The organism is Roseobacter sp. HKCCA0882, from assembly GCF_037805225.1.
Lineage (GTDB): Bacteria > Pseudomonadota > Alphaproteobacteria > Rhodobacterales > Rhodobacteraceae > M30B80.
In genome coordinates this window covers 189,414-215,055 of the sequence record NZ_JBBLYI010000001.1, presented here as the reverse complement: position 1 = coordinate 215,055, position 25,642 = coordinate 189,414, and the positions used below count along the sequence as shown (strand labels likewise).

General features: G+C 56.4%; 29 protein-coding genes, 1 tRNA gene and 1 other RNA gene. 18 read left to right on the top strand and 13 right to left on the bottom strand.

What is annotated here, in order from left to right:
- The first annotated feature begins 67 nt into the window (after positions 1–67).
- The 3 genes from AAC622_RS01145 to AAC622_RS01135 all read left to right on the top strand — a co-directional run bounded on the left by AAC622_RS01145 (position 68) and on the right by AAC622_RS01135 (position 3,023).
- Positions 68–1,849: an SLC13 family permease gene (locus tag AAC622_RS01145; RefSeq protein WP_340259916.1), complete on the top strand. Its 1,782-nt coding sequence runs from the start codon at positions 68–70 to the stop codon at positions 1,847–1,849.
- Positions 1,850–2,015: 166 nt separating this feature from the next.
- Positions 2,016–2,246 carry a hypothetical protein gene (locus tag AAC622_RS01140; RefSeq protein ID WP_340259915.1) on the top strand — a complete coding sequence of 77 codons (231 nt, stop codon included), beginning with the start codon at positions 2,016–2,018 and terminating at the stop codon, positions 2,244–2,246.
- Positions 2,247–2,282: 36 nt separating this feature from the next.
- The gene (locus tag AAC622_RS01135) at positions 2,283–3,023 is read left to right on the top strand and encodes a YebC/PmpR family DNA-binding transcriptional regulator (protein WP_317655546.1); all 741 of its coding nucleotides are present in this window, start codon (positions 2,283–2,285) and stop codon (positions 3,021–3,023) included.
- Between the two features lie 60 nt (positions 3,024–3,083).
- Here AAC622_RS01135 and AAC622_RS01130 read toward each other — a convergent pair whose 3' ends face one another.
- Both AAC622_RS01130 and AAC622_RS01125 read right to left on the bottom strand, forming a co-directional pair.
- Positions 3,084–3,791 carry an HAD family hydrolase gene (locus AAC622_RS01130; RefSeq protein WP_340259914.1) on the bottom strand — a complete coding sequence of 236 codons (708 nt, stop codon included), beginning with the start codon at positions 3,789–3,791 and terminating at the stop codon, positions 3,084–3,086.
- Between the two features lie 149 nt (positions 3,792–3,940).
- Positions 3,941–4,870 carry a DMT family transporter gene (locus AAC622_RS01125; protein WP_340259913.1) on the bottom strand — a complete coding sequence of 310 codons (930 nt, stop codon included), beginning with the start codon at positions 4,868–4,870 and terminating at the stop codon, positions 3,941–3,943.
- 1 nt (position 4,871) lies between these two features.
- On the opposite strand from AAC622_RS01125, the gene AAC622_RS01120 reads away from it, so the two are divergent.
- Positions 4,872–5,327, top strand: a complete 456-nt coding sequence (locus AAC622_RS01120) for a hypothetical protein (RefSeq protein WP_340259912.1) — start codon at positions 4,872–4,874, stop codon at positions 5,325–5,327.
- Positions 5,328–5,334: 7 nt separating this feature from the next.
- On the opposite strand, the gene rpoH is transcribed toward AAC622_RS01120, so the two are convergent.
- Positions 5,335–6,228 (bottom strand): RNA polymerase sigma factor RpoH, encoded by an 894-nt coding sequence (rpoH, locus tag AAC622_RS01115; protein ID WP_340259911.1) that lies wholly within the window; start codon positions 6,226–6,228, stop codon positions 5,335–5,337.
- Between the two features lie 280 nt (positions 6,229–6,508).
- Here rpoH and AAC622_RS01110 point away from each other — a divergent pair, with 280 nt between their 5' ends.
- Positions 6,509–8,095, top strand: coding sequence for a gamma-glutamyltransferase family protein (locus AAC622_RS01110; protein WP_340259910.1), 1,587 nt, complete (start codon positions 6,509–6,511; stop codon positions 8,093–8,095).
- Here the strand turns inward: AAC622_RS01110 and AAC622_RS01105 are convergent.
- Positions 8,092–9,123: an RluA family pseudouridine synthase gene (locus tag AAC622_RS01105; RefSeq protein ID WP_340254460.1), complete on the bottom strand. Its 1,032-nt coding sequence runs from the start codon at positions 9,121–9,123 to the stop codon at positions 8,092–8,094. The genes AAC622_RS01110 and AAC622_RS01105 overlap by 4 nt on opposite strands.
- On the opposite strand from AAC622_RS01105, the gene AAC622_RS01100 reads away from it, so the two are divergent.
- The gene (locus AAC622_RS01100; RefSeq protein WP_340259909.1) at positions 9,122–9,451 is read left to right on the top strand and encodes a DUF6476 family protein; all 330 of its coding nucleotides are present in this window, start codon (positions 9,122–9,124) and stop codon (positions 9,449–9,451) included. The two genes, AAC622_RS01105 and AAC622_RS01100, sit on opposite strands and share 2 nt — an antisense overlap.
- 21 nt (positions 9,452–9,472) lie before the next feature.
- Here the strand turns inward: AAC622_RS01100 and AAC622_RS01095 are convergent.
- Positions 9,473–9,549, bottom strand: a tRNA-His gene (locus tag AAC622_RS01095).
- 140 nt (positions 9,550–9,689) lie between these two features.
- Here AAC622_RS01095 and AAC622_RS01090 point away from each other — a divergent pair.
- A complete protein-coding gene (locus AAC622_RS01090) occupies positions 9,690–9,878 on the top strand; it encodes a DUF6324 family protein (protein ID WP_317655555.1) in 189 nt (62 codons plus the stop codon).
- On the opposite strand, the gene AAC622_RS01085 is transcribed toward AAC622_RS01090, so the two are convergent.
- On the bottom strand, positions 9,879–10,337 hold the full coding sequence (locus AAC622_RS01085) for an MmcB family DNA repair protein (protein ID WP_340254450.1): 459 nt from the start codon (positions 10,335–10,337) through the stop codon (positions 9,879–9,881).
- 96 nt (positions 10,338–10,433) lie between these two features.
- Between AAC622_RS01085 and ssrS the strand changes: the two genes are divergently transcribed.
- A non-coding RNA gene (gene ssrS / locus AAC622_RS01080) (6S RNA) lies at positions 10,434–10,589 on the top strand.
- A 15-nt stretch (positions 10,590–10,604) separates the two neighbouring features.
- Here the strand turns inward: ssrS and AAC622_RS01075 are convergent.
- From AAC622_RS01075 to nrdR, 5 genes are all read right to left on the bottom strand, one after another.
- A complete protein-coding gene (locus AAC622_RS01075) occupies positions 10,605–10,916 on the bottom strand; it encodes a hypothetical protein (RefSeq protein WP_340259908.1) in 312 nt (103 codons plus the stop codon).
- 111 nt (positions 10,917–11,027) lie between these two features.
- Positions 11,028–11,525 carry a transcription antitermination factor NusB gene (gene nusB / locus AAC622_RS01070; RefSeq protein ID WP_317655558.1) on the bottom strand — a complete coding sequence of 166 codons (498 nt, stop codon included), beginning with the start codon at positions 11,523–11,525 and terminating at the stop codon, positions 11,028–11,030.
- A gap of 106 nt (positions 11,526–11,631) precedes the next feature.
- Positions 11,632–12,222 (bottom strand): riboflavin synthase, encoded by a 591-nt coding sequence (locus AAC622_RS01065; protein WP_340259907.1) that lies wholly within the window; start codon positions 12,220–12,222, stop codon positions 11,632–11,634.
- A gap of 175 nt (positions 12,223–12,397) precedes the next feature.
- Positions 12,398–13,507 carry a bifunctional diaminohydroxyphosphoribosylaminopyrimidine deaminase/5-amino-6-(5-phosphoribosylamino)uracil reductase RibD gene (gene ribD / locus AAC622_RS01060; RefSeq protein ID WP_340259906.1) on the bottom strand — a complete coding sequence of 370 codons (1,110 nt, stop codon included), beginning with the start codon at positions 13,505–13,507 and terminating at the stop codon, positions 12,398–12,400.
- A 6-nt stretch (positions 13,508–13,513) separates the two neighbouring features.
- Positions 13,514–13,981: a transcriptional regulator NrdR gene (gene nrdR / locus AAC622_RS01055; protein ID WP_317655566.1), complete on the bottom strand. Its 468-nt coding sequence runs from the start codon at positions 13,979–13,981 to the stop codon at positions 13,514–13,516.
- 276 nt (positions 13,982–14,257) lie between these two features.
- On the opposite strand from nrdR, the gene rpmB reads away from it, so the two are divergent.
- The 5 genes from rpmB (at position 14,258) to AAC622_RS01030 (ending at position 18,053) form a co-directional block, all read left to right on the top strand.
- Complete coding sequence (rpmB, locus tag AAC622_RS01050; RefSeq protein ID WP_340254438.1) at positions 14,258–14,548, top strand: 50S ribosomal protein L28; 291 nt, start codon at positions 14,258–14,260, stop codon at positions 14,546–14,548.
- A gap of 85 nt (positions 14,549–14,633) precedes the next feature.
- A complete protein-coding gene (locus AAC622_RS01045) occupies positions 14,634–15,086 on the top strand; it encodes a hypothetical protein (protein WP_340259905.1) in 453 nt (150 codons plus the stop codon).
- 33 nt (positions 15,087–15,119) lie between these two features.
- Entirely contained in the window at positions 15,120–15,605 is a 486-nt protein-coding gene (locus AAC622_RS01040) for a copper chaperone PCu(A)C (protein ID WP_340254432.1), read from the top strand.
- 119 nt (positions 15,606–15,724) lie between these two features.
- Positions 15,725–17,524, top strand: coding sequence for a translation elongation factor 4 (lepA, locus tag AAC622_RS01035; protein WP_340259904.1), 1,800 nt, complete (start codon positions 15,725–15,727; stop codon positions 17,522–17,524).
- Positions 17,525–17,564: 40 nt separating this feature from the next.
- The gene (locus AAC622_RS01030) at positions 17,565–18,053 is read left to right on the top strand and encodes a cytochrome b (RefSeq protein WP_340259903.1); all 489 of its coding nucleotides are present in this window, start codon (positions 17,565–17,567) and stop codon (positions 18,051–18,053) included.
- On the opposite strand, the gene AAC622_RS01025 is transcribed toward AAC622_RS01030, so the two are convergent.
- Positions 18,050–18,802: an alpha/beta fold hydrolase gene (locus AAC622_RS01025; protein ID WP_340254423.1), complete on the bottom strand. Its 753-nt coding sequence runs from the start codon at positions 18,800–18,802 to the stop codon at positions 18,050–18,052. The genes AAC622_RS01030 and AAC622_RS01025 overlap by 4 nt on opposite strands.
- A gap of 42 nt (positions 18,803–18,844) precedes the next feature.
- On the bottom strand, positions 18,845–19,756 hold the full coding sequence (locus tag AAC622_RS01020; RefSeq protein WP_340254420.1) for a pirin family protein: 912 nt from the start codon (positions 19,754–19,756) through the stop codon (positions 18,845–18,847).
- A 172-nt stretch (positions 19,757–19,928) separates the two neighbouring features.
- Here AAC622_RS01020 and AAC622_RS01015 point away from each other — a divergent pair, with 172 nt between their 5' ends.
- From AAC622_RS01015 to AAC622_RS00995, 5 genes are all read left to right on the top strand, one after another.
- Positions 19,929–20,438, top strand: a complete 510-nt coding sequence (locus AAC622_RS01015) for a hypothetical protein (RefSeq protein ID WP_340254417.1) — start codon at positions 19,929–19,931, stop codon at positions 20,436–20,438.
- Between the two features lie 114 nt (positions 20,439–20,552).
- Positions 20,553–21,806, top strand: coding sequence for a sarcosine oxidase subunit beta family protein (locus tag AAC622_RS01010; protein ID WP_340259902.1), 1,254 nt, complete (start codon positions 20,553–20,555; stop codon positions 21,804–21,806).
- Between the two features lie 14 nt (positions 21,807–21,820).
- Positions 21,821–22,096 (top strand): sarcosine oxidase subunit delta, encoded by a 276-nt coding sequence (locus tag AAC622_RS01005; RefSeq protein WP_340254411.1) that lies wholly within the window; start codon positions 21,821–21,823, stop codon positions 22,094–22,096.
- On the top strand, positions 22,086–25,025 hold the full coding sequence (locus AAC622_RS01000; RefSeq protein WP_340259901.1) for a sarcosine oxidase subunit alpha family protein: 2,940 nt from the start codon (positions 22,086–22,088) through the stop codon (positions 25,023–25,025). The genes AAC622_RS01005 and AAC622_RS01000 overlap by 11 nt, the downstream gene beginning before the upstream one ends.
- On the top strand, positions 25,018–25,581 hold the full coding sequence (locus AAC622_RS00995; RefSeq protein ID WP_340259900.1) for a sarcosine oxidase subunit gamma: 564 nt from the start codon (positions 25,018–25,020) through the stop codon (positions 25,579–25,581). The genes AAC622_RS01000 and AAC622_RS00995 overlap by 8 nt, the downstream gene beginning before the upstream one ends.
- Positions 25,582–25,642 lie beyond the last annotated feature (61 nt).

Genomic DNA, 25,642 nt, shown 5'->3' with positions numbered 1-25,642 from the left:
TCCTGATCAGATGGGGAAGATGGGGCTGTGGGCGGGCTGACCTTGGCCCGCACAAGCGAGGGTGCCAATGCTAGACTTGGGACTGACACCAACGGGTGAGGCGATTACAACCCTGATCATTTTGGTTGGGATGTTCATCCTATTCCTGCGCGAGACCTACCCGACCGAGGTGGTGGCCATTGGTGTCGTTGGCCTGCTCCTGATCACGGGTCTTTTGCCCTATAGTGATGGTTTGGCGGTTTTGTCGAACCCCGCACCATGGACAATTGCGGCCATGTTCATTGTCATGGGGGCTTTGGTGCGAACAGGGTCGCTTGATCGGGTGACGCGTTTGGCGGAAAGCACGGCCAAAACGCATCCGAAATTGGCGGTGACGCTGTTGCTTGGTTTTGCGGCTTTGGCCTCGGCCTTTATCAACAACACGCCCATTGTGGTCATCATGATCCCGATTTTCGTGCAGGTCGCGAAAATCCTCAAACAATCTGCGTCTAAACTTTTGATCCCGCTTTCATATGCCGCAATCATGGGGGGCACGCTGACATTGATCGGCACATCAACCAATCTTTTGGTCGATGGGGTGGCGCGCAGTCAGGGATTAGAGCCTTTCACGATTTTTGAGGTAACCCCGCTTGGCCTTGTCGTGGTCGCATGGGGCATGATTTACCTTGCCTTAATCGGGCGGCATCTGCTGCCTGATCGCGCCTCTATGGCCACGCTTTTGGGCGGCAATCGGGCCAAAATGAAATTCTTTACCGAAGTGGCCATTCCAGAAGACAGTGCGCTGATCGGGCAAAATGTCACCGAGGTCGAGCTGTTTACCCGAGACGGGGTGCGTTTGATTGACGTTTTGCGCGGGGATGCCTCGCTGCGGCGCAACATGGACGGGGTCACGTTACAGTTGGGCGATCGCGTGGTTTTGCGCACCGAGATGGCCGAGCTGTTGGGGATGCAAAGCTCAAAAGACCTGCGCACGATTGATAAGCTGTCTTCGGTGGAAACCACCACTGTTGAGGTTCTGATTACACCTGGGTGCCGCATGGTGGGCCGATCCCTCGGGTCTATGCGCCTGCGGCGGCGCTATGGCGTTTACCCATTGGCAGCGCATCGGCGGAACCAAAATATCGGTCGGCAATTAGATGATTTGGTCGTGCAAGTGGGCGACACCCTGTTGTTGGAGGGCGATCCCGCCGACATCCAACGCCTTGCAGCTGACATGGACATGGTCGATGTCTCAACCCCGTCCGAACGCCCCTATCGCCGCGAGAAAGCTCCAATCGCGCTGTTGGCTATGGCAGGCATCGTGGTTTTGGCCGCGCTGAATTTGGCCCCTATTTTGCCCTTGGCCGTCTTAGCCATGGCCGTGGTTCTGATTGCACGCTGCATTGACGCAGAGGAAGCGTTCTCTTTTGTCGAAGGGCGGCTTTTGGCTTTGATTTTCGCCATGCTGGCTGTTGGCGCAGCGCTTGAACACACGGGCGCCATCGAGCTTTTGGTTGGCAGTCTTGCCCCTTGGCTTGAAAATGTGCCGCCCGTGGTTCTGATTTGGACAATCTATTTCATCACAACACTTCTGACGGAACTGGTGTCCAATAACGCAATCGCCGTGATTATGGCCCCGATTGCCATCGCACTTGGGCAGACGATCGGGGTGGATCCGCGCCCCTTGGTCGTGGCGGTGATGATTGCAGCCTCTGCCTGTTTTGCGACACCGATTGGATACCAGACCAATATGCTTGTTTACGGGCCTGGGGGCTATCGCTTTACCGACTATCTCAAAGTGGGTATCCCTTTGAATATATCCTTAGGTGTCGTGGTCTGTTTGACCATTCCTCTGCTTTGGCCACTGTGAAAAGGATGGTTCTTGATGACACGCAATTTTGCACTTGTGCCTTTCGTTTTTGCGCTCTGTGCTTGCGCGCTTTCCCAAGTGAACCCAAACCCTACGAACATCCGCCTTTCGCGTGGTGACCTAGAGGTGCGGAACGACCTGCACCGTAACCGCGCCCGAAGGGGATGTGACGCTGTGGCAAGGGGCGCTTGAGGGCTGCCCTGATGGCTTTGGCTATGTGGTTGAGATTGACCCGCGCAGCAATATCTTGCGCCGCGTGGTCGAATTGGTGGTCAAATCCGTGGCACCCGAAGCTAAGCTTCCCCCGGTGGCAAGCGTGACCATCACCGATGCGCGGGGCCAGACCTACGAATTTGTGCCGAAAGCCGCGCTTGCGCAATCTGGGCCGCAGGGCTAAAACCCCGCGCGAGTTTCAAACACAAGGACGCATGCCATGGCAGGCCATTCAAAATGGGCGAATATTCAGCATCGCAAAGGGCGGCAGGACAAGCTGCGCTCTAAGCTGTTTTCTAAGCTGGCAAAGGAAATCACCGTTGCCGCGAAGATGGGCGACCCCGATCCTGATAAAAACCCACGTTTGCGCCTTGCCGTGAAAGAAGCGAAGTCAAGCTCGGTGCCGAAAGACGTGATTGAGCGCGCGATCAAGAAATCGCAAGGCGGCGATGCGGAGAATTACGAAGAAATCCGTTACGAAGGCTATGGCCCCAATGGCGTTGCGGTCATCGTAGAAGCCATGACAGACAACCGCAATCGCACCGCATCAAATGTGCGTTCGACCTTTAGCAAGAATGGCGGGAATTTGGGCGAAACAGGGTCGGTTTCCTTTATGTTCGACCGCAAAGGTCAGGTCAGCTATCCCGCCTCTGCAGGGGATGCGGATAGCGTCATGATGGCCGCGATTGAGGCCGGGGCCGAGGATGTCGAAAGCAGCGAAGATGGTCATATCATCTGGTGCGCCGACACCGACCTGTCGGATGTTTCGACCGCCCTTGAAGATCAATTGGGGGAATCGGAAAGCACCAAATTGGTCTGGCGCCCCCAGACGACAACACCGCTTGATCTTGACGGGGCGCAGAAGCTGATGAAGCTGATTGATGCGCTTGAAGATGATGACGATGTGCAAACCGTCACAGCGAATTTTGAAATTCCTGACGAGATCATGGATCAACTGTGATCTGACCTGCCCGCATGAGAATTAAAAAAGGCTGGCCATGTGGCCAGCCTTTTTTGCACCTTATTCAGCGGCGTGTTGGCCCTGCCCGTCAGCGCTGGGTCTGACCAATTTTTTAATATCCAAAACATGCAGCAAGGGCAGGTCAGCAGGAAATTCGCCCTCTTCTGCCAAACGGCTGGGAAAGCCCACCACATGGCACCCCGCATCTTGCGCGGCATAGGCCGCGGCACCGCGATCAACGATTACCAAAACCTTGTTTGCTGGAACCTCTAGCGCCCTGATGCAGCTTTGCATGGCCTCAGGATGGGGGGCGTGGCGGGTGACATCGCCGCGCAGGATCACAGCGTCAAAGGAAATTCCTTCGCGGGCACGGGCCGTTGCCCCCAAAAGCGCGCGCACAGGCATCAAATCCGAGCGCGAGACAAAGCCAAGACCCCGCCCCCCATGGGCCGCAGCACGCAGCACATCGCGCACACCCGAACGCAAGTGAATGTTCTGAGCCAGTTTCGCTGCAAAGATTTTCTGGTGGGTCGCATCAAGTGCATCAGCACGATGATCTTCACCATGCAGCGCCGCATAGGCCGCCGCCAAATGACGATGCCCTACCTCATGGGTCAGGGACGCATATGTTTCCCATGACCAGAACCAATCTAACCCATGGATACGAAAGGCCGCGTTCCACGCGGCAAGGTCAAGCTCTGCACAATCGGCCAATGTGCCAAGCCCACCAAAAATCACCGCATCATAGCCCTGCAACCTGTCAGACATTCACCGCAACTCCTTTGGTTTGACTGAAGCAGATCAACGTAAAGGAACAATGAAATGGCCGCGCTTTCTGCATTGCAGCGTGGCAGGCTGGTGCGCGCTTGTGCAAAAAACAAGCGCGATGCCCAAGAAACAGGCAATCCAAAATTCACCTACTTTGTTTGCGGCACCGCTGGCGTGATTTGACGGCGATTCAAGACCGCTTCGCGCCATGTGATAAAGGAAATAGAGCCAATGATAATCGCCCCACCGAAAATCACATAGGGATCGGCCGCCTCGCCAAACACGACCGCCCCCATCGTGGTCGCCCATACAAGTTGAAGGAAGGTCATAGGCTGCGTGACAGTCAAAGGTGCAGCTGCAAAGGCCAAGGTCATTGTGTAATGTCCCGCCGTGGCGAAACAGGCCACAAGGAACAGCCAAAAAATCTGTTCCCATGTGGGTGTGATCCAAACCGCAAAAGCAAAGGGGGCAAGGCCGATGGTCACTGTGACCGACAGCATCCCAACCACCACTGCTGCATCAACCCGATCTGCCATGATCTTGGCGACCAAATAGCCGCCTGCAAAAAACAGGGCCGTGAAAATCATCGCGAAATGCCCCATCGATAATTCGCGAAAGCCCGGGCGCAAGATCACAAGCGCCCCAACAAAGGCCAAAAGCACCGCAAGCGCGCGGCGCAGCGCCATACGCTCGCCCAAGAAAAGCACTGCCATAACAGTGACATAAACAGGGTTCAGATAGTTCATCGCCGTCACTTCAGCGATGGGGATTTGCGTCATCGCATAGAACCAACAAATCACGCCCAAACTGTGCAACACGCCCCGCAAAGAAAACAGCGCCAGATCCCCCCGCGTCAGGCGCGCGCGCAAAATGGGGCGGATCATCGGGATCAAGAAACCCAAGCCTAAAATATAGCGCAAAAAGGCGGATTGTGCGGGCGGGACATCACTGCCAACATGTTTGACCAAGGCCGTCACTAGAACGAAACAGAGGCCCGTCAACAGCATCCACGCCATCCCAATCACGGGGCGCGTGGCTGTTTCTTTTTTGAGGCGTGGGGTGGTCGTCATAGCGCGCATGATGCGCCAATCTCAAAAAACCACAAGCCGCCCTTTGTCGATTTCAGGTGTAGCAAGCTATAGTTTGCCCCCGATGGAAATTGTCGCCTGCGCAAGCCCCGCAATGGTGCGCAATTATCCAGAGGCAGCCATCCTAAAGGCCCCCCGTCTGGTCACCGCGCCAAAATCATCTCTGCCCGATATTTGGGCCAAGGCACATTTTGGTAATAAGCATGATGCGTTTGGCCCTGCGCGGATCATGCCCTCGCTTGGGGATTGCGTGATTGGCGCACAATCGGGCCTTGGCTGGGTCGCGGCCCCACATGACATGCTCAAAGGCCCCCTTGAAACCGGCAGTTTGGTGCAAATAGGCAGCGGCAGAGCGCGGGCCGAAAAACCATTTTACTGGCATCTTCAACAGCGACTTGAAGAGGCGTTTACCTCCCTCATCACAGCCCTGAACGCAGAACCCGCCTGAACGCAGGTTAGGCGGGAATGATCCCGCCCTTAACGGCCAGTTCACGCATTTTCTTTTGCAGCTTTTCAAAGGCACGCACCTCGATCTGGCGCACGCGTTCGCGGCTGACATTGTATTTTCCAGACAGTTCCTCAAGGGTGACAGGCACATCTTGTAGGCGGCGCTGCGCGAGAATCTCACGCTCGCGCTCATTCAAAACTTCCATGGCCTGCTCCATCAAGGCCATACGGCTTTGATACTCATCCCGCTCGGCGTAATCTTCGGCTTGGTTAGCATCCTCATCTTCAAGCCAGTCTTGCCATTGCGTGGCACCCTCGCCATCGCTGCCAATCACCGCATTGAGCGAGGCATCCCCGCCCGACAGGCGGCGGTTCATTGAGATCACTTCATCCTCAGTCACACCCAAATCTGTGGCGATTTTGGCGACATTCTCGGGGCGCAAATCGCCCTCCTCCAACACGCCGATACGGGCCTTCGCCTTACGCAGATTGAAGAACAGCTTTTTCTGTGCTGATGTCGTGCCAAGTTTTACAAGACTCCAAGAGCGCAGGACGTATTCTTGGATCGCCGCGCGGATCCACCACATCGCGTAGGTGGCGAGACGAAACCCTTTTTCGGGATCAAAACGTTTGACTGCCTGCATCAGGCCCACATTGGCCTCAGAGATCACCTCGGCCTGCGGCAAGCCATACCCACGATACCCCATCGCAATTTTAGCCGCCAAACGCAGATGCGATGTGACCAATTGATGGGCCGCTTCGGTATCTTGATCTTCCACCCAACGCTTGGCCAACATGTATTCTTGTTCGGGCTCAAGCAGGGGGAATTTGCGAATTTCCTGCAAATAGCGGTTCAACCCCTGTTCGGGGGAAGGTGCTGGAAGATTTGCATAGTTGCTCATAAGCATGTGATCCCTGATGTTCGTCTTAATTTGCACGATTTTTTTAAGAAACCGTGAATGTAACGATGATTAACTTCACCTCAGATGGGAATTTTTATCCCCCATTCAAGGGGAAGCGTGCACAAAGACCCTAGGCCTACCCCCGCAACGAGCAGCAAACAAGGCATACTGCCGTTATTTATAGCAAAGCTCACGCGGATATGATCGCAATGCGCCCCACCCCTTGTCACGAGGCAGCCGCGACATAAGCTAAGGCTCAACGCGTGACGAGGGACAAACCATGCTTAACACCACACAAGGATTTCGGGGCGCCGTGACAGCCCCCCATCATTTGGCCGCACAGGCAGGTCAGGATATTCTCGCCGAGGGCGGCAGCGCCGTTGAAGCGATGGTGGCCATGGCCGCAACAATCGCCGTGACCTATCCGCATATGAACGGGATCGGCGGCGATGGGTTTTGGCTGATCAAACGCAAGGATGCCCCTGTGCAGGCGATTTTTGCAGGGGGCCACTCTGCTGCGTTGGCAAGCCAAGCATGGTATGAGGCGGCAGGTTTCACCGATGCAATCCCCACCCGCGGCGCCAAGGCCGCGTTGACTGTTCCAGGATCAGTGGATGGGTGGCGCGCCGCGCTCGAAGCCGCTCCAAGCGCTACCCCCCTGCCCCTGTCTCGCCTTCTTGAGCATGCGATCTATCACGCAGAAGCAGGCTTTCCTGTCAGCAACAACCAATCCCAGTGCATCGCAGATAAGATTGACGGGCTGAAAGATGTGCCTGGATTTGCGGATACCTATCTGTTTGGCGGCGCAATCCCTGTTGCAGGTGCGCGGTTTACACAACCTGCTTTGGCGGCAACGCTGCGCCAGATCGCACAAAAGGGCATTAAAGATTATTATCACGGCGATTTGGCCAAAACCCACGCGGCCTTTCTTGAGGCTCAAGGCAGCCCTTTGCGTTTTGAAGATTTCACCGCATATAGCGCCCGTGCTGTGACACCGCTGTCGGTCAAGACATCAAAAGCCATGCTTTACAACATGATCCCACCCACCCAAGGGATGTCATCACTGATGATTTTGGGGATTTATGATCGCATCCAAACATGGGCCAAAGAAGGGGTCGCGCCTATTCACGCCCTGATCGAAGCCACGAAGCAGGCCTTTATTCTGCGCAATCGTGAATTGGGTGACCTCAGCGCCATGCGGCAACCGCCGGAGACGTTCTTACAAGATCAGGTGCTAGACGATCTGGCAGGGAAAATTGACCACAAGCGCGCATTGCCATGGCCCTATGAGCCAAAGAACGGTGATACAATCTGGATGGGGGCCAGCGATTCTGAAGGCACATCAGTGAGCTTCATCCAAAGCGTCTACTGGGAATTTGGATCAGGCCTGACCTGCCCCGACACGGGCGTGTTTTTCCAAAACCGTGGTGCAGGCTTTGGTATGGGCGATGGCCCGAACCAAATCGCGCCGCGCAAAGTGCCATTCCATACCCTCAACCCCGCAATGGCCGTGTTCGAAGACGGGCGGGTCATGGCCTATGGCACGATGGGCGGCGAAGGGCAGCCACAAACCCAAGCGGCGATTTTTGCGCGCTATGCCTATCTGGGTCAGGAGTTGCAGCAGGCGGTTACCGCGCCGCGATGGCTGTTGGGGCGAACATGGGGCGATGCAACGACCTCTCTGAAACTCGAGGCGCGGTTTGACCCTGACTGGATCACGGCCCTCTCCGATATGGGGCATGAGACAGAAATCTTACCCGATTACAGCGATTTGGTTGGTCATGCGGGCGCTGTTGTCACCCATGTGGACGGCTTGGTTGAGGCCGCGACCGACCCCCGCGCAAATGGTTTGGCCTTGGCGCGCTAAGCTAAGGTTGCCTCAAGGCGGGTGACGAGGGTTGCCATATCCTCGGGCAAACCCGCCTCAAAGCGCATCCATTCGCCACTGGCAGGGTGTGCAAAGCCAAGCGAGGCAGCGTGTAGCGCCTGACGCGGAAATTGGTTCACGGCACCCGCAAGCTCGGGCCCAAACAGCTTTTCCGAAACCCTACGCCGCCCGCCATAGACGGGGTCCCCCACAAGCGCGTGACCTGCATGGGAAAGATGCACGCGAATTTGATGCGTGCGACCCGTCTCTAGCCTGCATTCAATCAAGGCCAAGGCATCGTGATAGCTTTGCAAGGGTTTGACCCGCGTCACGGCGTGACGCCCCCCTTGGAACAGAACCGCTTGACGTTGACGGTCAGTTTTATGGCGCGCCAATTGGGTGGTGATCTTTAGGATATTACCATCCTCAAAACTTGTGCCACGCACACCGCGCAGGCGGGGATCAGCGGGGTCAGGGCTGCCATGGCATAGCGCGATGTAATGCCGCTCGGCACTATGGGCGGCGAATTGGTCGGCCAGCCCATGATGCGCACGATCTGATTTCGCAATGACCAGAAGGCCCGATGTGTCCTTATCGATGCGATGCACGATGCCTGGCCGCTTTTCGCCGCCCACCCCAGATAAATTGCCGCCAAAATGATGCAGCAGCGCATTCACAAGCGTGTGGTCAGGACTGCCTGGTGCGGGGTGGACAACCAAACCTGCGGGCTTATTCACCACAATCAGATCGTCATCCTCGTAGCAAATATCAAGCGGGATATCCTGAGGACGGGTTTCCACCTCTGACGCCTCGGCCACACGAATGGTGACCTGATCGCCCTCAACAACACGCGCGCGGGCATCTGTGATTGTTGCGCCATTGATCGCGACATCCCCTGCCGCAATCAACCGGGCAAGGCGGGATCGGCTGAGCGCGGCTTCTTCTGGCACATCGCGGCCAAGTGCCTTATCAAGACGAGGTGCAGGCTCTGGCCCAATCTCGAAACTAATGATGCGGAGTTCCGCCATGAACACGCCTTCCTCAGGTGACGATCCCCAATCTGCCGCGCTGCCATCCCATCTGGTCTGGCTGCAGCGTATAGTTTGGGTTTTGACCCTTGTGATGATCTTGGGCCTGATAACGGTGGTTTCGGTTTTTGTCACCCGTTTCCCAAAGCCCGCGCAAAATGAAATCACCCTCCCAACCGACCTTACCCTGCCCGAAGGGATCACAGCAACGGCCGTGACCTTTGGCGATGGGTGGATTGCGGTGGTCGATCAGGGCGCGCAGATCATTGTGTTTGACGCGACCACCATGGCCGAAATCGGACGGTTGGAAATAACAACCGCGGACTAACGACAGACTGGGAGAGAGAGATGGTACCGCCTCCCCGGCTTGAACGGGGGACCTCTGGATCCACAATCCAGCGCTCTAACCAACTGAGCTAAGGCGGCACTGTCGGCGGAAATAGCCCCCTCGCGCCGCGATTGCAAGGGGTGGATGACGCGGATATTGTCATTCATGGCGCAAAGGATTAGGGCCTTTGCCGCGAGGGGCAATGCATCCGTGCCTTTTGTCATCTGGAGAGGAAGAGATGAGTATCAATAGCGAAAGCGATATCGCCGCGAATCTACAGATCGGGCCAACAAGCCTTGGGATGGTGCGCATCTATGTCGAGGCCGAAGGTGTCGACCTTCCGCTTGATTTCGATCCTGACGAGGCAGATGAGATCGCCGAAGAATTGCGCCTCGCCGCCGAAGCCGCACGCAAATCGCGCAAATAATCAATAACGCCCCATCGGGTCGCGCATCCGCGCCAAGCGCCGCGCGGCAGTCTGCGCCAGATCATGCGTGATCTTTTTGCGCCGCGCGGGGGCCAGTTTCACCTCTGGCCCCATGCGGATCACTTCGGCATCGTAATCATCCGCAAAGATCAGCCCAGTATCCTCGGGCAGAATTTCGGTTGGGAAATCGGCATCAACCGCCCAGAAATAGCGGTCACACCATTCGAGGTAGCCGTCCCATTTGCCGTCACTGCGAAAATCAGCCACGCCTGATTTGCACTCGATAATCCAAATTTCACCTTTGGGCCCAAGTGCGATTACATCAACGCGCTTGCCCCGTTTGGGGCAAAACTCCTCCAATGTGGTGAAACCAAGCCGCGCAAAATGCCGACACACCCCCCGTGCAAGACGTTGGCCTGCGGTCATTAAATCGGACGGGTGCGGATCAGAGGCAGTCATAGCCATATGATTGGAACAAATACGGAACAAAAGCAAGGCTTGGGTTGATCCCGCCCCACTTGTCGAAAGCCACGGAAAGACCTAAGTGAAGCGGTGACGGTTCTGCGCCATTCGTATCTGTGGCAACATTCCGGTGGCCTTAATCATTTCCGAGGGAGCTGGCTCTGTCACGGCCCTGGTCGCGTTACCTGGCACCCACCTGTATATGCAGGCTCTCGGGAATTACGCCTCTACGGTGGATGCGGTTCCGTCACTTCAGCCTTAAACTTAGCCGCGCTTATCCTCACGGATACGAACGGGAATTGGCTGCATCTCGGGGGTAAGGGCCCGATCACGGCGACCCTGATCGCCTTTGTCATCATCTGATAGGGTCATAATGCGATACCCGATTTGCGCCGAACCGAAGGTAATGGTGCAAAAGATATAAAGCATCACAACGGCAAGAACCCCATAGGCGCTGTTCGGAACCAGATGACGCAGATTGGCAAGGTTGAAACCCAACAGCATCGCAACAAAGGCAAAGGCGATCACGGCACCAATGGCCGCATGGCGTAGAATGAAACGGATATGTTCTGGCATCTCGCACCTCCCTTTGCAGGATAATTTGGGAATCCCTAAAAAGAGGTTAGCGCAAAGAAACGCCAGTGCAACGGCGATTCCTGCGACAGATCGGCCGCATGGCTTTGGCGGTTAAAACGCTTCGGGGCGTGCTTCGCGGGCGATATGATCTAGCACGGCGTTCACGAATTTTGGTTCGCGCCCTTCGGGAAAGAACGCCCGCGCAATATCAACAAATTCCGTAATGATGACCTTGGGCGGTGTATCAGACCCAACCAATTCCGCCCCAGCCGCGCGAAACAAAGCGCGCAAGGTGGGATCAATGCGGTCAATCGGCCATTTTGCAACCAAGGCACGATCGGTCATTTGGTCAATCTTGGCCTGACGCGCCACAGCATCCTCAAGAAGCTGGGTGAAGAGGTCGATATTGCCCTCAGCCATTTCTTCGCCATCCAGAACCGCACCAAAGCGATGCGCCTCGAATTCGCGGCGCACGGCGTCCACGCTTTGGCCAGAATGCTCCATCTGGAATAGGGCTTGCACCGCGTATAGACGGGCTGCCGATTTCATCTGCCGCGCATTTTGTGGGGCAGTCTCTCGGCTGGGGGTGTCATCTGACGGGGTGCTCATCGGGCTTGTATCAATCCTTGGGGCGCGGCATCTCGCGCGCGCATCATCTGTCATAGGTCGCGCCGCATCTAAGGTGCTTGGCGCGGCGCGTCAACGCAGAGAGGTGTTAACCTTTCCAATCCTGCAATCGGGCGACGTAGCGCGCGAGCATATCAATCTCTATATTCAGGCGCGCGCCCACCGCCATTGCCCCCCATGTAGTGACGGATTTCGTGTGGGGGATCACATTCACACCGAACACATCGCCTTCCACTTCGTTCACCGTCAACGATGTGCCATTCAGCGCGACCGATCCTTTTGGCGCGATAAATCCGGCCAAATCGCGTGGCGCGCGAAACCGCATACGGGTGGATTGGCCTTCGTCATACATTTCAATCAGTTCGGCCACGCCATCCACATGGCCCGAAACGATATGGCCTCCCATCTCATCACCCAAGCGCAAGGCCCGCTCAAGGTTGATGTGATGCCCCTCGACCCAGTCCGAAATCGTGGTTTTCGATACGGTCTCGGCCGAGATATCGACCGCGAACCAATCCTCACCCAATGACACAACCGTCAAACAAACGCCGTCACAGGAAATCGAAGCCCCAATATCAATGCGTGTCGTGTCATAATGTGTAGAAATGCGCGCACGCAAATCCCCGCGCGGCTCTAATGCCGTGACCGTTCCGATATCTGTGATGATGCCAGTGAACATCGGCCTGCCTTTCGTTTGAGACCCTCTTTGTCCCTCTGCCTAGCGCCGACCCTAAGTTAGAGCAAGAGCGTGCCCAAAAGCTGCGCCAAATTTGTGCCACAATTTAGCCCTACTGCAACCAACATCTGAGCGTATGATTTTTGTGGGATCGCCTCAATCGTCTGCGCAAAGCGTTTTAGACGCGCGACCATTGGCTGATAATATCCGCCCCAACCGCACGATGGGTAAGGCGCGAGAACCGTGGTGCAGCGGCAAGTTCAGAAATCCCTAAAGCACCAAGCGCGGGCTTCCCCTCGGCACCAATCAGGCTGCCTGCGGAAAATACGCTAAGACGATCCACCAAATCCGCCGATAATAGACCTGCGGCCAAAGCCCCCCCGCCCTCGCAGAAAACGGAGGTCAGACCTACATCCCCCAACGCCTGCAATGCGGCGTTCAACTCAAGATGCCCCCCTTGGGACTGGGCAAGCGAGATCAAATGCGCCCCTGCCTCGCCCCAATAGGCACAGGCCTCATGCGGGGCGTCTTGGCCATGGACAAGCCAAAGCGGCGCCTTCACGATAGAGGCTTGCAAGCGCCCCCCACGCGGCAAATCTAACCTGCGCGAAAGGATAACACGCAACGGCTGATGCGGGCTGCCAATATCGCGCAACGTGAGGTCAGGGTCATCGGCCCGCGCTGTGGCGGCACCGATCATCACAGCATCATGGCAGCCACGCATGACATGGGTCATACGCCGCGCCTCAGGGCCCGTGATCCAGCGGCTTTCGCCACTGGCCGTTGCGATGCGGCCATCAAGCGTTGTTGCCAATTTCAAATGCACCAAGGGCCTGCCGCGTGTCACACGCATGAAAAACCCTGCATGGGCCTGCGCAGCTTCGGGCGCAGCAATATTGGTCGTCACAGATATACCCGCGTCACGCAGCCGCGCGATGCCCTGCCCCGCGGTGCGTGGGTCGGGATCATCTTGGGCGATGACCACACGGGCCACCCCCGCCTCGATCAAGGCCATGCTGCAAGGCGGGGTTTGGCCGTGATGATTGCACGGCTCAAGCGTAACATAGGCAGTCGCCCCCCGCGCGCCCTCCCCCGCTTGAGCCAAGGCTTGCGTTTCAGCATGTGGCCGGCCCGAAGGTGCGGTCACGCCCCGCCCGATTACCAAGCCATCTTTAACAATCAAACAGCCAACAGCAGGGTTTGGCCAAGTGCGACCTTGCCCGCGCTGTCCGAGTGTCAGCGCGGCCCGCATGAAGCGTAAATCTTCTTCCTGCGATGCCGCGATCATTGCGGCTTACCCCTCAGGGGGGATCGGCGGGCGCAATTCAGCAACGAAATCTTCGAAATCATCCGCAGCTTGGAAATTCTTATACACGCTCGCAAAGCGCACATAGGCGACTGTATCAATCCGCGCGAGGCTTTCCATCACGATCTCACCGATGGTTTTCGATGGAATATCCGTGTCGCCGATGCTTTCCAAACGCCGTACAATGCCAGAGATCATTTGATCAATTCGCTCAGGCTCGACCGGACGCTTCTGCATAGAAATACGAATGGAGCGTTCAAGCTTATCGCGGTCGAAATCTTCGCGCTTACCATTGGTTTTCACGACCACCAAATCGCGCAGTTGCACCCTTTCATAAGTGGTGAACCGTCCCCCACAGCCTGGGCAGAGCCTACGGCGGCGGATGGCGACATGGTCTTCGGCGGGGCGGCTGTCTTTGACTTGGGTGTCAACATTTCCGCAAAAGGGGCAACGCATGGTGGTTCCTTATCCCTGCTCAATATCCTGCATCTGGATGTTAGTTATCCACAGCCAGTCTAGGGGAATCAATAGGGATTGGGTAGAGGCAGGTTCAAACTACTGCATTTTGCGACAAAACTACGCTTTCCACGATCTCGGACGGATGCAGAAATCTTGCCGATGAATCGCTTGACACCTGCGGCGAAGGCCCGTATCCCCTCGCGAGATTAAGGGGCGTGGAGCCTTCAGCGCCCTTTTATAGTTACATACCGTTCTTATGACGAGGATGATCCAATGTCACGCGTCTGCGAATTGACTGGCAAGGGGCCGATGTCTGGCAACAATGTCAGCCATGCCAACAACAAAACCAAGCGCCGCTTCCTGCCAAACCTGACGGAAGTGAACTTGGGCTCTGAAATTCTTGATCGCAGCTTCAAACTGCGTATTTCCAACTCTGCTTTGCGCACCGTAGATGCGCGCGGCGGTTTGGATGCTGTTCTTCTGCGCGCGAAGGATGACGTCTTGTCGCCCCGCGCCTTGAAGATCAAGCGCGAGATTGCCAAAGCGCAAGCTGCGCAAGCCTAATCATCGCTTATCGAGATCCTGACCTTCGCGGGTGAGGATGCTGCAAGAAACGCCCCCGACCCTTGGTTGCGGGGTGTTTCGTTTTATGCGGCAGCGCGACACCATCGCGCAGGGCCAGACATTATCTTTTGTGGTTTTGATTGGCGCCATGACACGCAAGGCTTCCAATTGGCTGATGACAGCGCTGATTGCGCTGATGGTGGTAACGAGCAGCGCCCACGCCATGGCGCGCGGTCAAATGGTTTGGGGCGACTTAACCACATTATGCCTCGGGGCCGAGCAGGTCTGGATCGTTACCGATGCGCAGGGCTTGCCACTTCTGGATCAAAACGGGGCGCCTGTCGCGCACAAACACGCCTGCCTTGATTGCCATCTGGCCCATGCTGCCCCGTTGATCCTCAGCCCCGCTTGGCAGGCGAATGCAAGCTATCATAAATTTGACCAGACACGTGAAGCCCCTACCCTAATTGGGGCCTCTCTCCTCCGCCACAAACAGGCCCGAGCCCCCCCATCGTTCTGTGAGTTCAACCCTATTTGAATTTCAACACAGATCTGGATGGAGATATCCAAAATGAAAAAACAGTTTTTCGTCGCGGCAGCCCTCTGCGCGCTGCCCTCTTTTGCGTTGGCCGATATGGTCGTCAGCGATGCCTATGCCCGCAGCACAGGCCCCTCGGCCCCCACAGGTGCGGCCTTTATGCAAATCACCAACGATACGGGCCAAGATGACGTCATCACAGGCGTGATGTCAGATGCGGCTGCCAAAGTTGAACTACACACTCATATCGCCGATGGGGATGGGGTGATGCGTATGGTGCATGTCGAAGCGGGGTTTCCCATTGCAGCAGGCGAAACCATCTTGCTTGAACGTGGCGGCAAGCACGTGATGTTCATGGGGCTGAATGCACCGATGGAAAACGGCGCTGAGATCGAAGTGACGTTCACCTTCGAGACGGCAAGCCCGCTGACAGTGACCATCCCCGTTGATCTTGATCGCATGCCCGAAGGCCATTCCATGAGCGGCCACGGGTCGATGGGCGAAGGCCATAACAACTGATCCCGCAAACCCGCGCAGGCAGGGCATGTGCTTGCGCGGGTTTATCATCTGAGCCCTCTTTCCTATTGGCCCGCCTTGCGCTATCTGACCGCCTACTGCACGCATAGCCTAGGGCCAACATGACCGAGCTTTCTCGCATTCGTAACTTCTCCATCGTGGCGCATATCGACCACGGCAAATCCACCTTGGCGGATCGGCTGATCCAACTGACCGGCACTGTGGCCGAGCGGGATATGAAAGAGCAATTGCTTGACGCGATGGATATCGAGCGCGAACGCGGGATCACCATCAAGGCCAATACTGTGCGGATTGAATACCCTGCCAAGGACGGCCAGACCTACGTTCTGAACCTGATCGATACGCCCGGCCATGTCGATTTCGCCTATGAGGTCAGCCGCTCGATGCGGGCGGTGGAAGGGTCGCTATTGGTTGTGGATGCCAGCCAAGGCGTTGAAGCGCAGACCTTGGCCAATGTGTATCAGGCGATTGAAGCGGATCATGAGATTGTTCCCGTTCTCAATAAGATTGACCTGCCTGCCGCCGAACCTGAGCGGGTTTGCGAACAGATCGAAGATGTGATCGGGATTGATGCCTCAGACGCGGTCATGATTTCCGCGAAAACGGGTTTGGGCATCCCTGACGTTCTAGAGGCAATCGTCACCCGCCTGCCTGCACCCACAGGTGACGCGAATGCACCACTCAAGGCCATGCTGATCGACAGCTATTACGACCCTTATCTCGGCGTGGTCGTTCTGATCCGCGTGGTGGACGGCAAGATCAAAAAGGGCGACCGCGTCCGTATGATGAAAACGGGCGGGCTGTATCAAATTGACCGCCTCGGCGTGTTCCGCCCCCAGATGGAAAATATTGCAGACCTCGGGCCAGGCGAGATCGGGTTTTTGACCGCCTCCATCAAACAGGTGCGCGACACCCGTGTGGGCGACACCATCACCCATGATAAAGGCGGCTGTGCGGCAGCGCTTCCCGGGTTCAAGCCCTCGATCCCTGTGGTGTTCTGCGGCCTTTTCCCTGTGGATGCCAATGATTTCGAAGACCTGCGCGATGCGATTGAGAAATTGGCCCTCAATGACGCAAGCTTTACCTATGAGATGGAAACGTCAGCCGCGCTTGGGTTCGGCTTCCGCTGCGGGTTCTTGGGTCTTTTGCACCTTGAGGTCATCCGCGATCGTCTCGAACGTGAATATGATATCGACCTAATCACCACCGCGCCTTCGGTGATTTATCATGTGCACATGCGTGATGGATCGATGGTAGAATTGCACAATCCCGCGGATATGCCCGACCTGACCTATGTCGATCATATCGAAGAGCCGCGGATCAAGGCCACGATCCTTGTGCCTGATGATTTCTTGGGCGACGTTTTAAAACTGTGCCAAGACCGCCGCGGGGTGCAGCTTGACCTAACCTATGCGGGCAACCGCGCGATGGTGGTCTATGATTTGCCACTGAACGAAGTGGTATTTGACTTCTACGACCGCCTGAAATCAGTGACAAAGGGCTACGCAAGCTTTGACTATCAGATGACGGGCTATCAACAGGATTACTTGGTCAAAATGCAGATCCTGGTGAACGATGAGCCAGTTGATGCCCTATCGACCATGGTGCATCGTGATCGGGCCGAACAACGGGGCCGTATGATGTGCGAAAAACTCAAGGAGCTGATCCCCCGCCATATGTTCAAAATCCCGATCCAAGCCGCGATTGGTGGGCGCATCATCGCACGCGAAACCTTGGCCGCGCTGCGCAAGGACGTGACTGCAAAATGTTACGGTGGGGATGCAACCCGCAAGCGGAAACTTTTGGATAAGCAGAAAGCGGGCAAGAAGAAGATGCGCCAATTCGGTAGGGTCGAAATCCCGCAAAGCGCCTTTATCAACGCGTTGAAGATGGATGATTGAGGGCGCAGCAAGGCATCAACCTGATCGGAACAGAAAAGAGATGTCAAAACCACTGGGCTATAGCGGCACGCAGATTGCGCTGCATTGGGGGATAGCCGCCCTCATCATTTATCAATTCGTCTACCACGAAGGCATTGAAGAGGCCTATGAGCAGGCGCTTGAAACAGGCGTTTACGCGCAATCCTTGGGATGGGCGAGCCACGCCATTCCGGGGATTATAGTGCTGCTTTTGGTGATCTGGCGGCTTGTTCTGCGCCTGCGGTGCGGCGCGCCTGATGCCCCCGCCGAAGAACCCACGATTTTCGCGCGGCTGTCGCATACCGCCCATTGGGCATTTTATGCGCTGATGCTGGCCTTGCCGATCACAGGGATACTGGCATGGGGTGGTCAGATTAAGGCGAGCGCCGAGGTGCATGAGGTTCTCAAGTCGTTTCTCATGCTTTTGGCCTTGGTGCATGTGGGCGCGGTATTAATGCATCAATTTGTCTGGAAGACCAATATCATGCAGCGCATGAAACGCGCAGGTTAGCCCAAGAACACCTTAAGGCTTTCCACAAATTCCCGCGGAGTGTCAGCATGGAGCCAATGCCCAGCTTGCGGAATTTTGGCGAATTTCGCATTGGGAAATAGTGCCTTAATGGAGGGGCGATGCTCGGGTAGAACATAATCGGAACGCCCGCCCGATAGGAACAAGATATCACCGTCAAAGGGAGTAAGATCCCCCTCCGGCCAGCCTGTGATCTTCGCCATTTCGCGCGAGAGAACATCTAAATTTAGACGCCAAGCCTGTCCCTTAGCGTCCAGAGATTGCAGCAAAAACGCGCGAACCCCTGCATCGTCCACATGGGCCTGCAATTGGCGATCTGCATCCCCGCGCGTCGCAACCGCGCCGAGATCGATCGCGCGCATGGCATCAATCATAGGTTGTTGCGAATGGCCATAGGTCACTGGGGAAATATCCGCGATCACGGCGCGGCGGATCAATTCGGGCCGCTTCAGTGCCAACATCATCACGGCTTTGCCACCCATCGAATGGCCAACCACATCGGCACAGGCGCCATGCGCCTCGATCACTTGGGCCAGATCATTGGCCAGATCAGGGTAGCTGTGACTGTCATACCATGGGCTTGCGCCATGGTTGCGCATATCAACGGTGAGGCAATGTCGTTCGACCCGTTTTGCAATCACACCCCAATTGCGCGCTGATCCATAAAGACCATGTGCGATCAAAAGAGGCGGGCGATCCTGCGGCGTGCCATGTTCGACAATGTTCAACATAGGCCGCTTTTTAGGGGATCCCCCGCCCCTTGGAAAGGTGACTTAATGTGCGGGCGCCACAAAGGTGCCATTGCGCAAGTCCGCAATTGCTTGGCGGATTTCGTCTTGGGTGTTCATCACAATTGGCCCATGCCACGCGACAGGCTCTTCGATCGGTGCGCCTGAGATCAGAAGGAACCGCACACCTTTAGGCCCCGCCTGCACGGTGATCTCATCGCCTGTGCCAAATCGGATCAACGTGCGATCGCCAGACATATCGCGAATGTTCACTTCTTGCCCCATGACCTCTTTTTCCAAAAGCACGCCTGTGGGTTGACTTGCATCTGCGAACGCGGCTTGGCCTTCGAAGACATAGGCAAAGGCGCGGCGATAGGTGTCGATGCGGAAGTTTTTCTTCACGCCCGCAGGGATCGAAACATCCAAATATTGGGGATCAGCAGCAATGCCATCAACGGGGCCTTTCTTGCCCCAAAATTCTCCAACGATCACTTTGACACGGGTGCCATCGTCATCAATCACCTCTGGAATTTCTTGCGCGGCTACGTCTTGATAGCGCGGATCCGTCATTTTCATAGATGATGGCAGATTACCCCACAGCTGAAACCCGTGCATTTGTCCTTTGGCGTTTCCGAGCGGCATTTCTTGGTGCAAGATACCCCGCCCTGCAGTCATCCATTGCACCGATCCTGCCCCCAATTTGCCAGTATTGCCAAGGCTGTCTGAGTGCTCAACCGTGCCTGCCAGCACATAGGTGATGGTCTCGATCCCACGATGGGGATGCCACGGGAACCCTTTCTGGAAATACGCGGGGTCTTCGTTGCGAAAATCGTCAAACAACAAGAACGGGTCAAGTTCGGTTGGATCGTGAAAGCCAAAGGCACGGTGCAAATGCACCCCTGCCCCTTCCAAAGTGGGCTTTGCGCTGCGCTCTTCTACAACAGGACGGATCGACATGAGCTTTCTCCTTCTTATGCCCCACACGGTCTGCAGGGTCGCGTTGTGGATCAAACTAGTGCGCAGCCCCCACCATGACAATCTGCACAAATCCGCAAAAAGATGTGCATCTTTGCGAGGGCCAATATTCCATGTATGAGCAAGGAGCAGATTTCAGCGAAAGGAATGCTTCGTGGCCAAGAAACGCGCCCCACACGAGATTATCGGTTATATCGCCCCCAATATTGCCCGCCGCAGCTTTGCGGTGTTTTGTTTGGGTGGCCTGGGGTTTCTGCTGATCATGATTGCGGCCACAAACCCGCCCCAACATCTCTTCTGGCTCTTGCTATTAATTGTGTTTGGCGTGGGGTCATTGGGGATGGCCTATAAATTGTGGAAAGCCTCATCGCATAAGCTGATCCTGACCCGCGAATGTCTGCGCGAAGAAAATGGCCGCGTGTTGTTCCATATCGACAATGTAGAAAGCGTGGATCGTGGGTTTCTAGCGATGAAGCCGGCGGGGGGCTTTATCGTATTTTTGCACAAACCCGAGGAAGGGGGACGCGTTTATGCCCCTGGTCTTTGGCGGCGTTGGGGGAAATCTGTTGCCGTTGGCGGCGTCACTTCGGCAGGCGAAGCCAAAGCTGTGGCCGATTTGATCAAAATCATATTGGCGGAGCGGGATTTGGAGGCGGAATCCTAAAGCGCGAGGCCGCCCCCGAAAGAGGTCGGCAAAATACCTGAGTTTGTCGCAACTTGACGAAACCCTTCTGCGCTGCTGTCCTAGGGTGAGCCTAGGGACAAAGGGAGAGGTCAGATGCGCTATTCAGGCCTTCGTGTGATCAGCGAAGGATTGCGAGGGCAAAAATCATGGACGCGCGCGTGGCGCGATCCTGCTCCAAAAGCGCAGTATGACATGATTATCATTGGCGGTGGCGGCCACGGTCTGGCAACCGCCTATTACCTCGCCAAAAATCATGGCATCACAAATATTGCCGTGCTTGAGAAGGGCTATTTGGGCGGTGGCAATATCGGTCGTAATACCACCATTGTGCGCGCAAATTACCTACTTGAAGGCAATTCTCAATTTTACAGCCATTCCCTGAAACTGTGGGAAGGGCTAGAGCAAGACCTGAATTACAATGTCATGCACAGCCAGCGCGGCATCATCAACCTGTTCCATTCAGACGGGCAACGTGATGCCTTTGCGCGGCGCGGGAATGCGATGATCAATCAAGGCGATGATGCGATCTTGTTGGATCGCGATGAATTGCGGCGCATGATCCCCTATCTCGATTATGATCAAACACGTTTCCCAATTTTTGGCGGGCTCTACCACAAACGCGGCGGCACAGCGCGGCATGATGCGGTGGCTTGGGGCTATGCCCGCGCGGCGGATCAACGCGGTGTAGACCTCATCCAGAATTGCGAAGTTACAGGGATTGATGTGCATCAGGGCCGCGTCACGGGTGTCCAAACCACGCGGGGTGCAATTAGCGCACGCAAGATTGGCGTTGTGGTGGCGGGACGCAGTTCTCAGGTGGCCGCAATGGCAGGCCTGCGCTTGCCCATTGAGAGCCATGTGTTGCAGGCCTTTGTCACCGAAGGGCTAAAGCCTGCAATTGACCATGTGATCACTTATGGCATGGGGCATTTCTATATCAGCCAGTCTGACAAGGGCGGACTGGTCTTTGGCGGTGACCTTGATTTTTATCCATCCTATGCCTCGCGCGGGAACCTGCCCACCGCAGAGCATGTGGTGGAAACAGGCATGACGCTCATGCCGATGATCGGACAGGCCAAAATGCTGCGCTCTTGGGGCGGGATTATGGATATGTCCTCGGATGGCAGCCCCATTATCGACAAAAGCCCGATAGAGGGCCTATATTTGAATTGTGGGTGGTGTTATGGCGGCTTTAAGGCTGTGCCGGGATCGGGTTATGCCTTCGCGCATCTTATGGCCACAGATCAGCCGCATCAAAGCGCCGAGCGCTTTCGCCTCGACCGGTTTGAGACGGGGCGTGGCCTCATGGATGAAGAAGGCCGCGGCAGCCAACATAATTTGCATTAGAGATCGAGACGGTTATGCGTATCCCCTGCCCCATTTGCGGCGAAAGAGACAGCCGCGAATTTCGTCCCAAAGGCGATATTACATATGCAGATCGCCCTGCGGCTGAGGCGGGCGTGGCGGCGTGGCACAGCTATCTGCATTTGCGAGACAATCAACCGGGCCAAATCGTTGAGATTTGGCGCCATGCACACGGCTGCGGGGCGTGGATATCTGTAACTCGAAACACAGTCAGCCACGCCATCCTAGGGGCACAGTTGCTACGCGATCGAGGGCAAGATCATGCGGGTTGAGGGCAAAGGACGGATCAATCGCGACAAGCCGCTCAATTTTACCTTTGACGTCAAAACCTATCAGGGGTTCGAGGGCGATAGCCTTGCCTCTGCCCTTCTGGCCAATGATGTCGCATTAGTCGGGCGCAGTTTCAAATATCACCGCCCCCGCGGGATCGTGACGGCAGGCTCGGATGATCCAAACGGCTTGGTTGAACTGTCACGCGGGCCATATGGGGCCGCAATCCCGAACACACGCGCCACAATGCAATCCCTCTATGAGGGGCTTGTTGCGAACAGTCAAAACCATCTTGGGCCGCTTGGGTTTGATCTTTTGGCCGTGAATGATCTGGCCGCGCCCTTCTTAAGCGCGGGGTTTTACTACAAAACATTCATGTGGCCGCGCCGCTTTTGGGAAGCGGTTTACGAACCCCTGATCCGCCGCGCAGCGGGTTTGGGCCGCTTGTCCCGCGAGATGCAGGCAGAACCATCTGAAAAGGCCTTTGGGCATTGTGATCTTCTGGTCATTGGCGCTGGCCCTTCGGGCCTGACTGCCGCCCTTGTCGCGGCTGAGGCGGGCGCGGATGTGATCCTTGTTGACGAGAACACAGAACTCGGCGGCAGGCTTTGGCTTGAGGATGCTGCAATTGACGATATGCCTGCGCAAACTTGGCTCGCGCAGATATCGGCCAAGCTTTCTGCCATGCCCAATGTGCGGATCATGCCGCGTTGCACAGTCACGGGGGCCTATGATGGTGGCACCTATGGCATGATCGAGCGCGTGGGACTTGAGCACGCCCCGAATGGCACTGTGCCACGCGAATGTTTCTGGCGCATCACTGCGCGCGCTGCGATTTTGGCCACAGGCGCTGTTGAACGGCCCATCGCATTTGCAGACAATGACCGCCCCGCCATTATGATGGCAGGCGCAATGCGATCCTATCTCGACCGCTACGGCGTCTTGCCAGCGCGCAAAATCGCGCTGTTTGTCAGCACGGATCAAGGACATCGCGACGCGCTTGCCTTGCAGGCCGCGGGGGCAACCCTTGCCGCCGTCATCGATCCGCGCAGCGATGCGCCTGCGCTTGGCGATTATCCACTTTATAGTGGTGCGGAGGTCGTGGCGACACGCGGCCGCACGCGTATCTCGGGCATAACCATTCGTGATGCCGCGGGAAAAACCACCGATATGGACATAGGCGCTTTGGGAATGTCTGGGGGATGGAACCCCAATATTCACCTTGCCTGCCATATGGGCGCCCGCGCAATTTGGAACGCGGAGAAATCCTGTTTTCTTGCCCCTGAGGGCGCGGTGCCTGCCCTGCATTACGCAGGCAGTGCTGCAGGATATTTCAGCACTGCCGAGTGTTTCACCTCGGGGTTTGCAGCGGCGATCAATGCCCTGTCCGAATTGGGCCTGACGGCCCCTCATACGCCCTGCCCAATCGCCCCCGCTTCGCGCGAGACAGCGAGGCCCCATTGGGTGGTTTCTGGCAAAAAGCGGGCATGGATTGATTTTGCCAATGATGTGACCACCAAAGATATCCGCCTTGCCGCGCAAGAAGGGTATCGATCGGTCGAACATATGAAGCGCTACACGACCCAAGGAATGGCGCCCGATCAAGGACGCAGTTCAAACACGACCGCGATTGCGGTTTTGGCAGATGCCACGGGTCGTGGAATTTCCGAGACTGGCACGACAACCTATCGCCCGCCCTTTGTGCCCGTGTCCCTTGGTGCGATTGGCGCGGGCGCGCAAGGCAAAGGGTTTGCACCCGAACGCCTGACCACCAGCCATGCAGCAAGTGTTGCCCGCAATGCCCCAATGGTGGCCACGGGCCTGTGGTATCGTGCATCCTATTTCCCACAAAATGGCGAGACAACATGGCTGCAATCCTGCAACCGCGAGGTGGGCTATGTGCGCAATGCGGTCGGTGTTGTCGATGTTTCTACTTTGGGCAAAATCGCCGTGTGTGGCCCTGATGCCGCGCGGTTTCTTGATTTTGTCTACAGCAATACGATGTCGACCCTGCCAGAGGGGCGTGTGCGCTATGGTTTGATGCTGCGCGAAGATGGGTTTGTTATGGATGACGGAACCTGCGCGCGGGTAGGCCCCTATGACTATGTGATCACCACGACCACTGCCGCCGCAGCCGAGGTCATGGCGCATCTGGAATTTGTGGCGCAGGTCTTTTGCCCTAATTGGAAACTCAGCCTGACCTCTACAACAGAGGCTTGGGCGCAATTCGCGGTGGCAGGGCCAAAGGCGTTTGACCTTGTGGCGGGTCTGACCACAGACCTGCGCCGCGATGAATTGCCCTTTATGGGATGGGTCGCGCGGGATGTTTTGGGCGTGCCTGCCCGCATTTTCCGCATCTCTTTCTCAGGCGAGGAAGGGTATGAAATCGCGGTTCCCGTGGGCTATGGCGCAAGCCTTTATGACGCGCTTATGCCCCGCGCCGAAGCGATGGGGGGCGGGCCTTATGGGGTCGAGGCCCTCAATGTCTTGCGTCTTGAAAAGGGCTTTATCACCCATGCCGAAATCAATGGCCGCGTGACCGCGGGTGACTTGGACATGGCGGGGCTATTGTCCAAGAAGAAAAGTGATTTCATCGGCCGTGCAGGCGCGGCGCGCGAAGGGTTGCTTGACCCTGCGCGCCCCGCATTAATCGGGTTGCGCCCTGTTGATGGCCAATCAAAAATTCTTGCAGGTGGGCATTTGTTCGAGGCCGATGCAAAACCCAGTCGGGAAACCTCAAAAGGCTACGTATCTTCCGCCTGTTTCTCGCCAACCTTGGGCCATCCAATCGCACTTGGCTTCTTTGTGGATGGGCGCGCACGACATGGGGATCAGGTGAAAATGGTTGATCATCTACGCGGGCAAGAAACCCTTTGCGAGATTTGCCCGCCTGTCTTCTTTGACCCTGACGGAGGGCGGATGCGTGACTGATCTTTCCCTAGCCCCAGTTATAACGGGCCCCAGTGAAATCTCTCATGGCACGATTCAGCTCAGCATCGATGCCCCCCAAAACATCACGGCACTCTTGCCCCATCCAAACTGCCTTGATGCGGTGAACACGATCCTGAAATCTGATTTGGGCCTAAAATTTCCTGCGCCTAGTGAGGTCGTCACAAACGACACACTGCGGCTGATTTGGAACGGGCTAGATCATGCGCTTCTTTTGGGGGCTTCAGCCCCCCTTGCCCCCTTGGCACCTTACGCGCTTTTGGCAGATCAAAGCGGGGCTTTGGCGCGGTTCACGCTGACAGGGCCTGATCTGGCCGAGGTTTTGGCGCGGCTTTGTCCTTTGGATCTGCGCCCGACCGCCTTCGGGCCACGGCGTTCTGAGCGCAGTTTATTGGGCCATATTGATGCGCTATTTGTGACAGCCGATGACGGAGATCACATCGAGATATTTGTGATGCGATCCATGGCACAATCAGCCCTGACCGAACTGACCCATGCAATGCAAGGGGTGGCCGCGCGCAGATCAGCCGCGCTGTGAATTTGCCCACAGGGTTCTCCACAGAGGATCGCGCGGCGGCATCTGGACAGCGCCTGCGTTC

Bases quoted from the DNA above. Each gene is read 5' to 3' on its own strand.
- AAC622_RS01145 (WP_340259916.1), top strand. From the start codon at position 68: ATGCTAGACTTGGGACTGACACCAACGGGTGAGGCGATTACAACCCTG.
- AAC622_RS01135 (WP_317655546.1), top strand. From the start codon at position 2,283: ATGGCAGGCCATTCAAAATGGGCGAATATTCAGCATCGCAAAGGGCGG.
- AAC622_RS01130 (WP_340259914.1), bottom strand. From the start codon at position 3,791: ATGTCTGACAGGTTGCAGGGCTATGATGCGGTGATTTTTGGTGGGCTT.
- AAC622_RS01125 (WP_340259913.1), bottom strand. From the start codon at position 4,870: ATGCGCGCTATGACGACCACCCCACGCCTCAAAAAAGAAACAGCCACG.
- AAC622_RS01120 (WP_340259912.1), top strand. From the start codon at position 4,872: ATGCGCCAATCTCAAAAAACCACAAGCCGCCCTTTGTCGATTTCAGGT.
- rpoH (WP_340259911.1), bottom strand. From the start codon at position 6,228: ATGAGCAACTATGCAAATCTTCCAGCACCTTCCCCCGAACAGGGGTTG.
- AAC622_RS01110 (WP_340259910.1), top strand. From the start codon at position 6,509: ATGCTTAACACCACACAAGGATTTCGGGGCGCCGTGACAGCCCCCCAT.
- AAC622_RS01100 (WP_340259909.1), top strand. From the start codon at position 9,122: ATGAACACGCCTTCCTCAGGTGACGATCCCCAATCTGCCGCGCTGCCA.
- AAC622_RS01105 (WP_340254460.1), bottom strand. From the start codon at position 9,123: ATGGCGGAACTCCGCATCATTAGTTTCGAGATTGGGCCAGAGCCTGCA.
- AAC622_RS01090 (WP_317655555.1), top strand. From the start codon at position 9,690: ATGAGTATCAATAGCGAAAGCGATATCGCCGCGAATCTACAGATCGGG.
- AAC622_RS01085 (WP_340254450.1), bottom strand. From the start codon at position 10,337: ATGACTGCCTCTGATCCGCACCCGTCCGATTTAATGACCGCAGGCCAA.
- AAC622_RS01075 (WP_340259908.1), bottom strand. From the start codon at position 10,916: ATGCCAGAACATATCCGTTTCATTCTACGCCATGCGGCCATTGGTGCC.
- nusB (WP_317655558.1), bottom strand. From the start codon at position 11,525: ATGAGCACCCCGTCAGATGACACCCCCAGCCGAGAGACTGCCCCACAA.
- AAC622_RS01065 (WP_340259907.1), bottom strand. From the start codon at position 12,222: ATGTTCACTGGCATCATCACAGATATCGGAACGGTCACGGCATTAGAG.
- ribD (WP_340259906.1), bottom strand. From the start codon at position 13,507: ATGATCGCGGCATCGCAGGAAGAAGATTTACGCTTCATGCGGGCCGCG.
- nrdR (WP_317655566.1), bottom strand. From the start codon at position 13,981: ATGCGTTGCCCCTTTTGCGGAAATGTTGACACCCAAGTCAAAGACAGC.
- rpmB (WP_340254438.1), top strand. From the start codon at position 14,258: ATGTCACGCGTCTGCGAATTGACTGGCAAGGGGCCGATGTCTGGCAAC.
- AAC622_RS01045 (WP_340259905.1), top strand. From the start codon at position 14,634: ATGCGGCAGCGCGACACCATCGCGCAGGGCCAGACATTATCTTTTGTG.
- AAC622_RS01040 (WP_340254432.1), top strand. From the start codon at position 15,120: ATGAAAAAACAGTTTTTCGTCGCGGCAGCCCTCTGCGCGCTGCCCTCT.
- lepA (WP_340259904.1), top strand. From the start codon at position 15,725: ATGACCGAGCTTTCTCGCATTCGTAACTTCTCCATCGTGGCGCATATC.
- AAC622_RS01030 (WP_340259903.1), top strand. From the start codon at position 17,565: ATGTCAAAACCACTGGGCTATAGCGGCACGCAGATTGCGCTGCATTGG.
- AAC622_RS01025 (WP_340254423.1), bottom strand. From the start codon at position 18,802: ATGTTGAACATTGTCGAACATGGCACGCCGCAGGATCGCCCGCCTCTT.
- AAC622_RS01020 (WP_340254420.1), bottom strand. From the start codon at position 19,756: ATGTCGATCCGTCCTGTTGTAGAAGAGCGCAGCGCAAAGCCCACTTTG.
- AAC622_RS01010 (WP_340259902.1), top strand. From the start codon at position 20,553: ATGCGCTATTCAGGCCTTCGTGTGATCAGCGAAGGATTGCGAGGGCAA.
- AAC622_RS01005 (WP_340254411.1), top strand. From the start codon at position 21,821: ATGCGTATCCCCTGCCCCATTTGCGGCGAAAGAGACAGCCGCGAATTT.
- AAC622_RS01000 (WP_340259901.1), top strand. From the start codon at position 22,086: ATGCGGGTTGAGGGCAAAGGACGGATCAATCGCGACAAGCCGCTCAAT.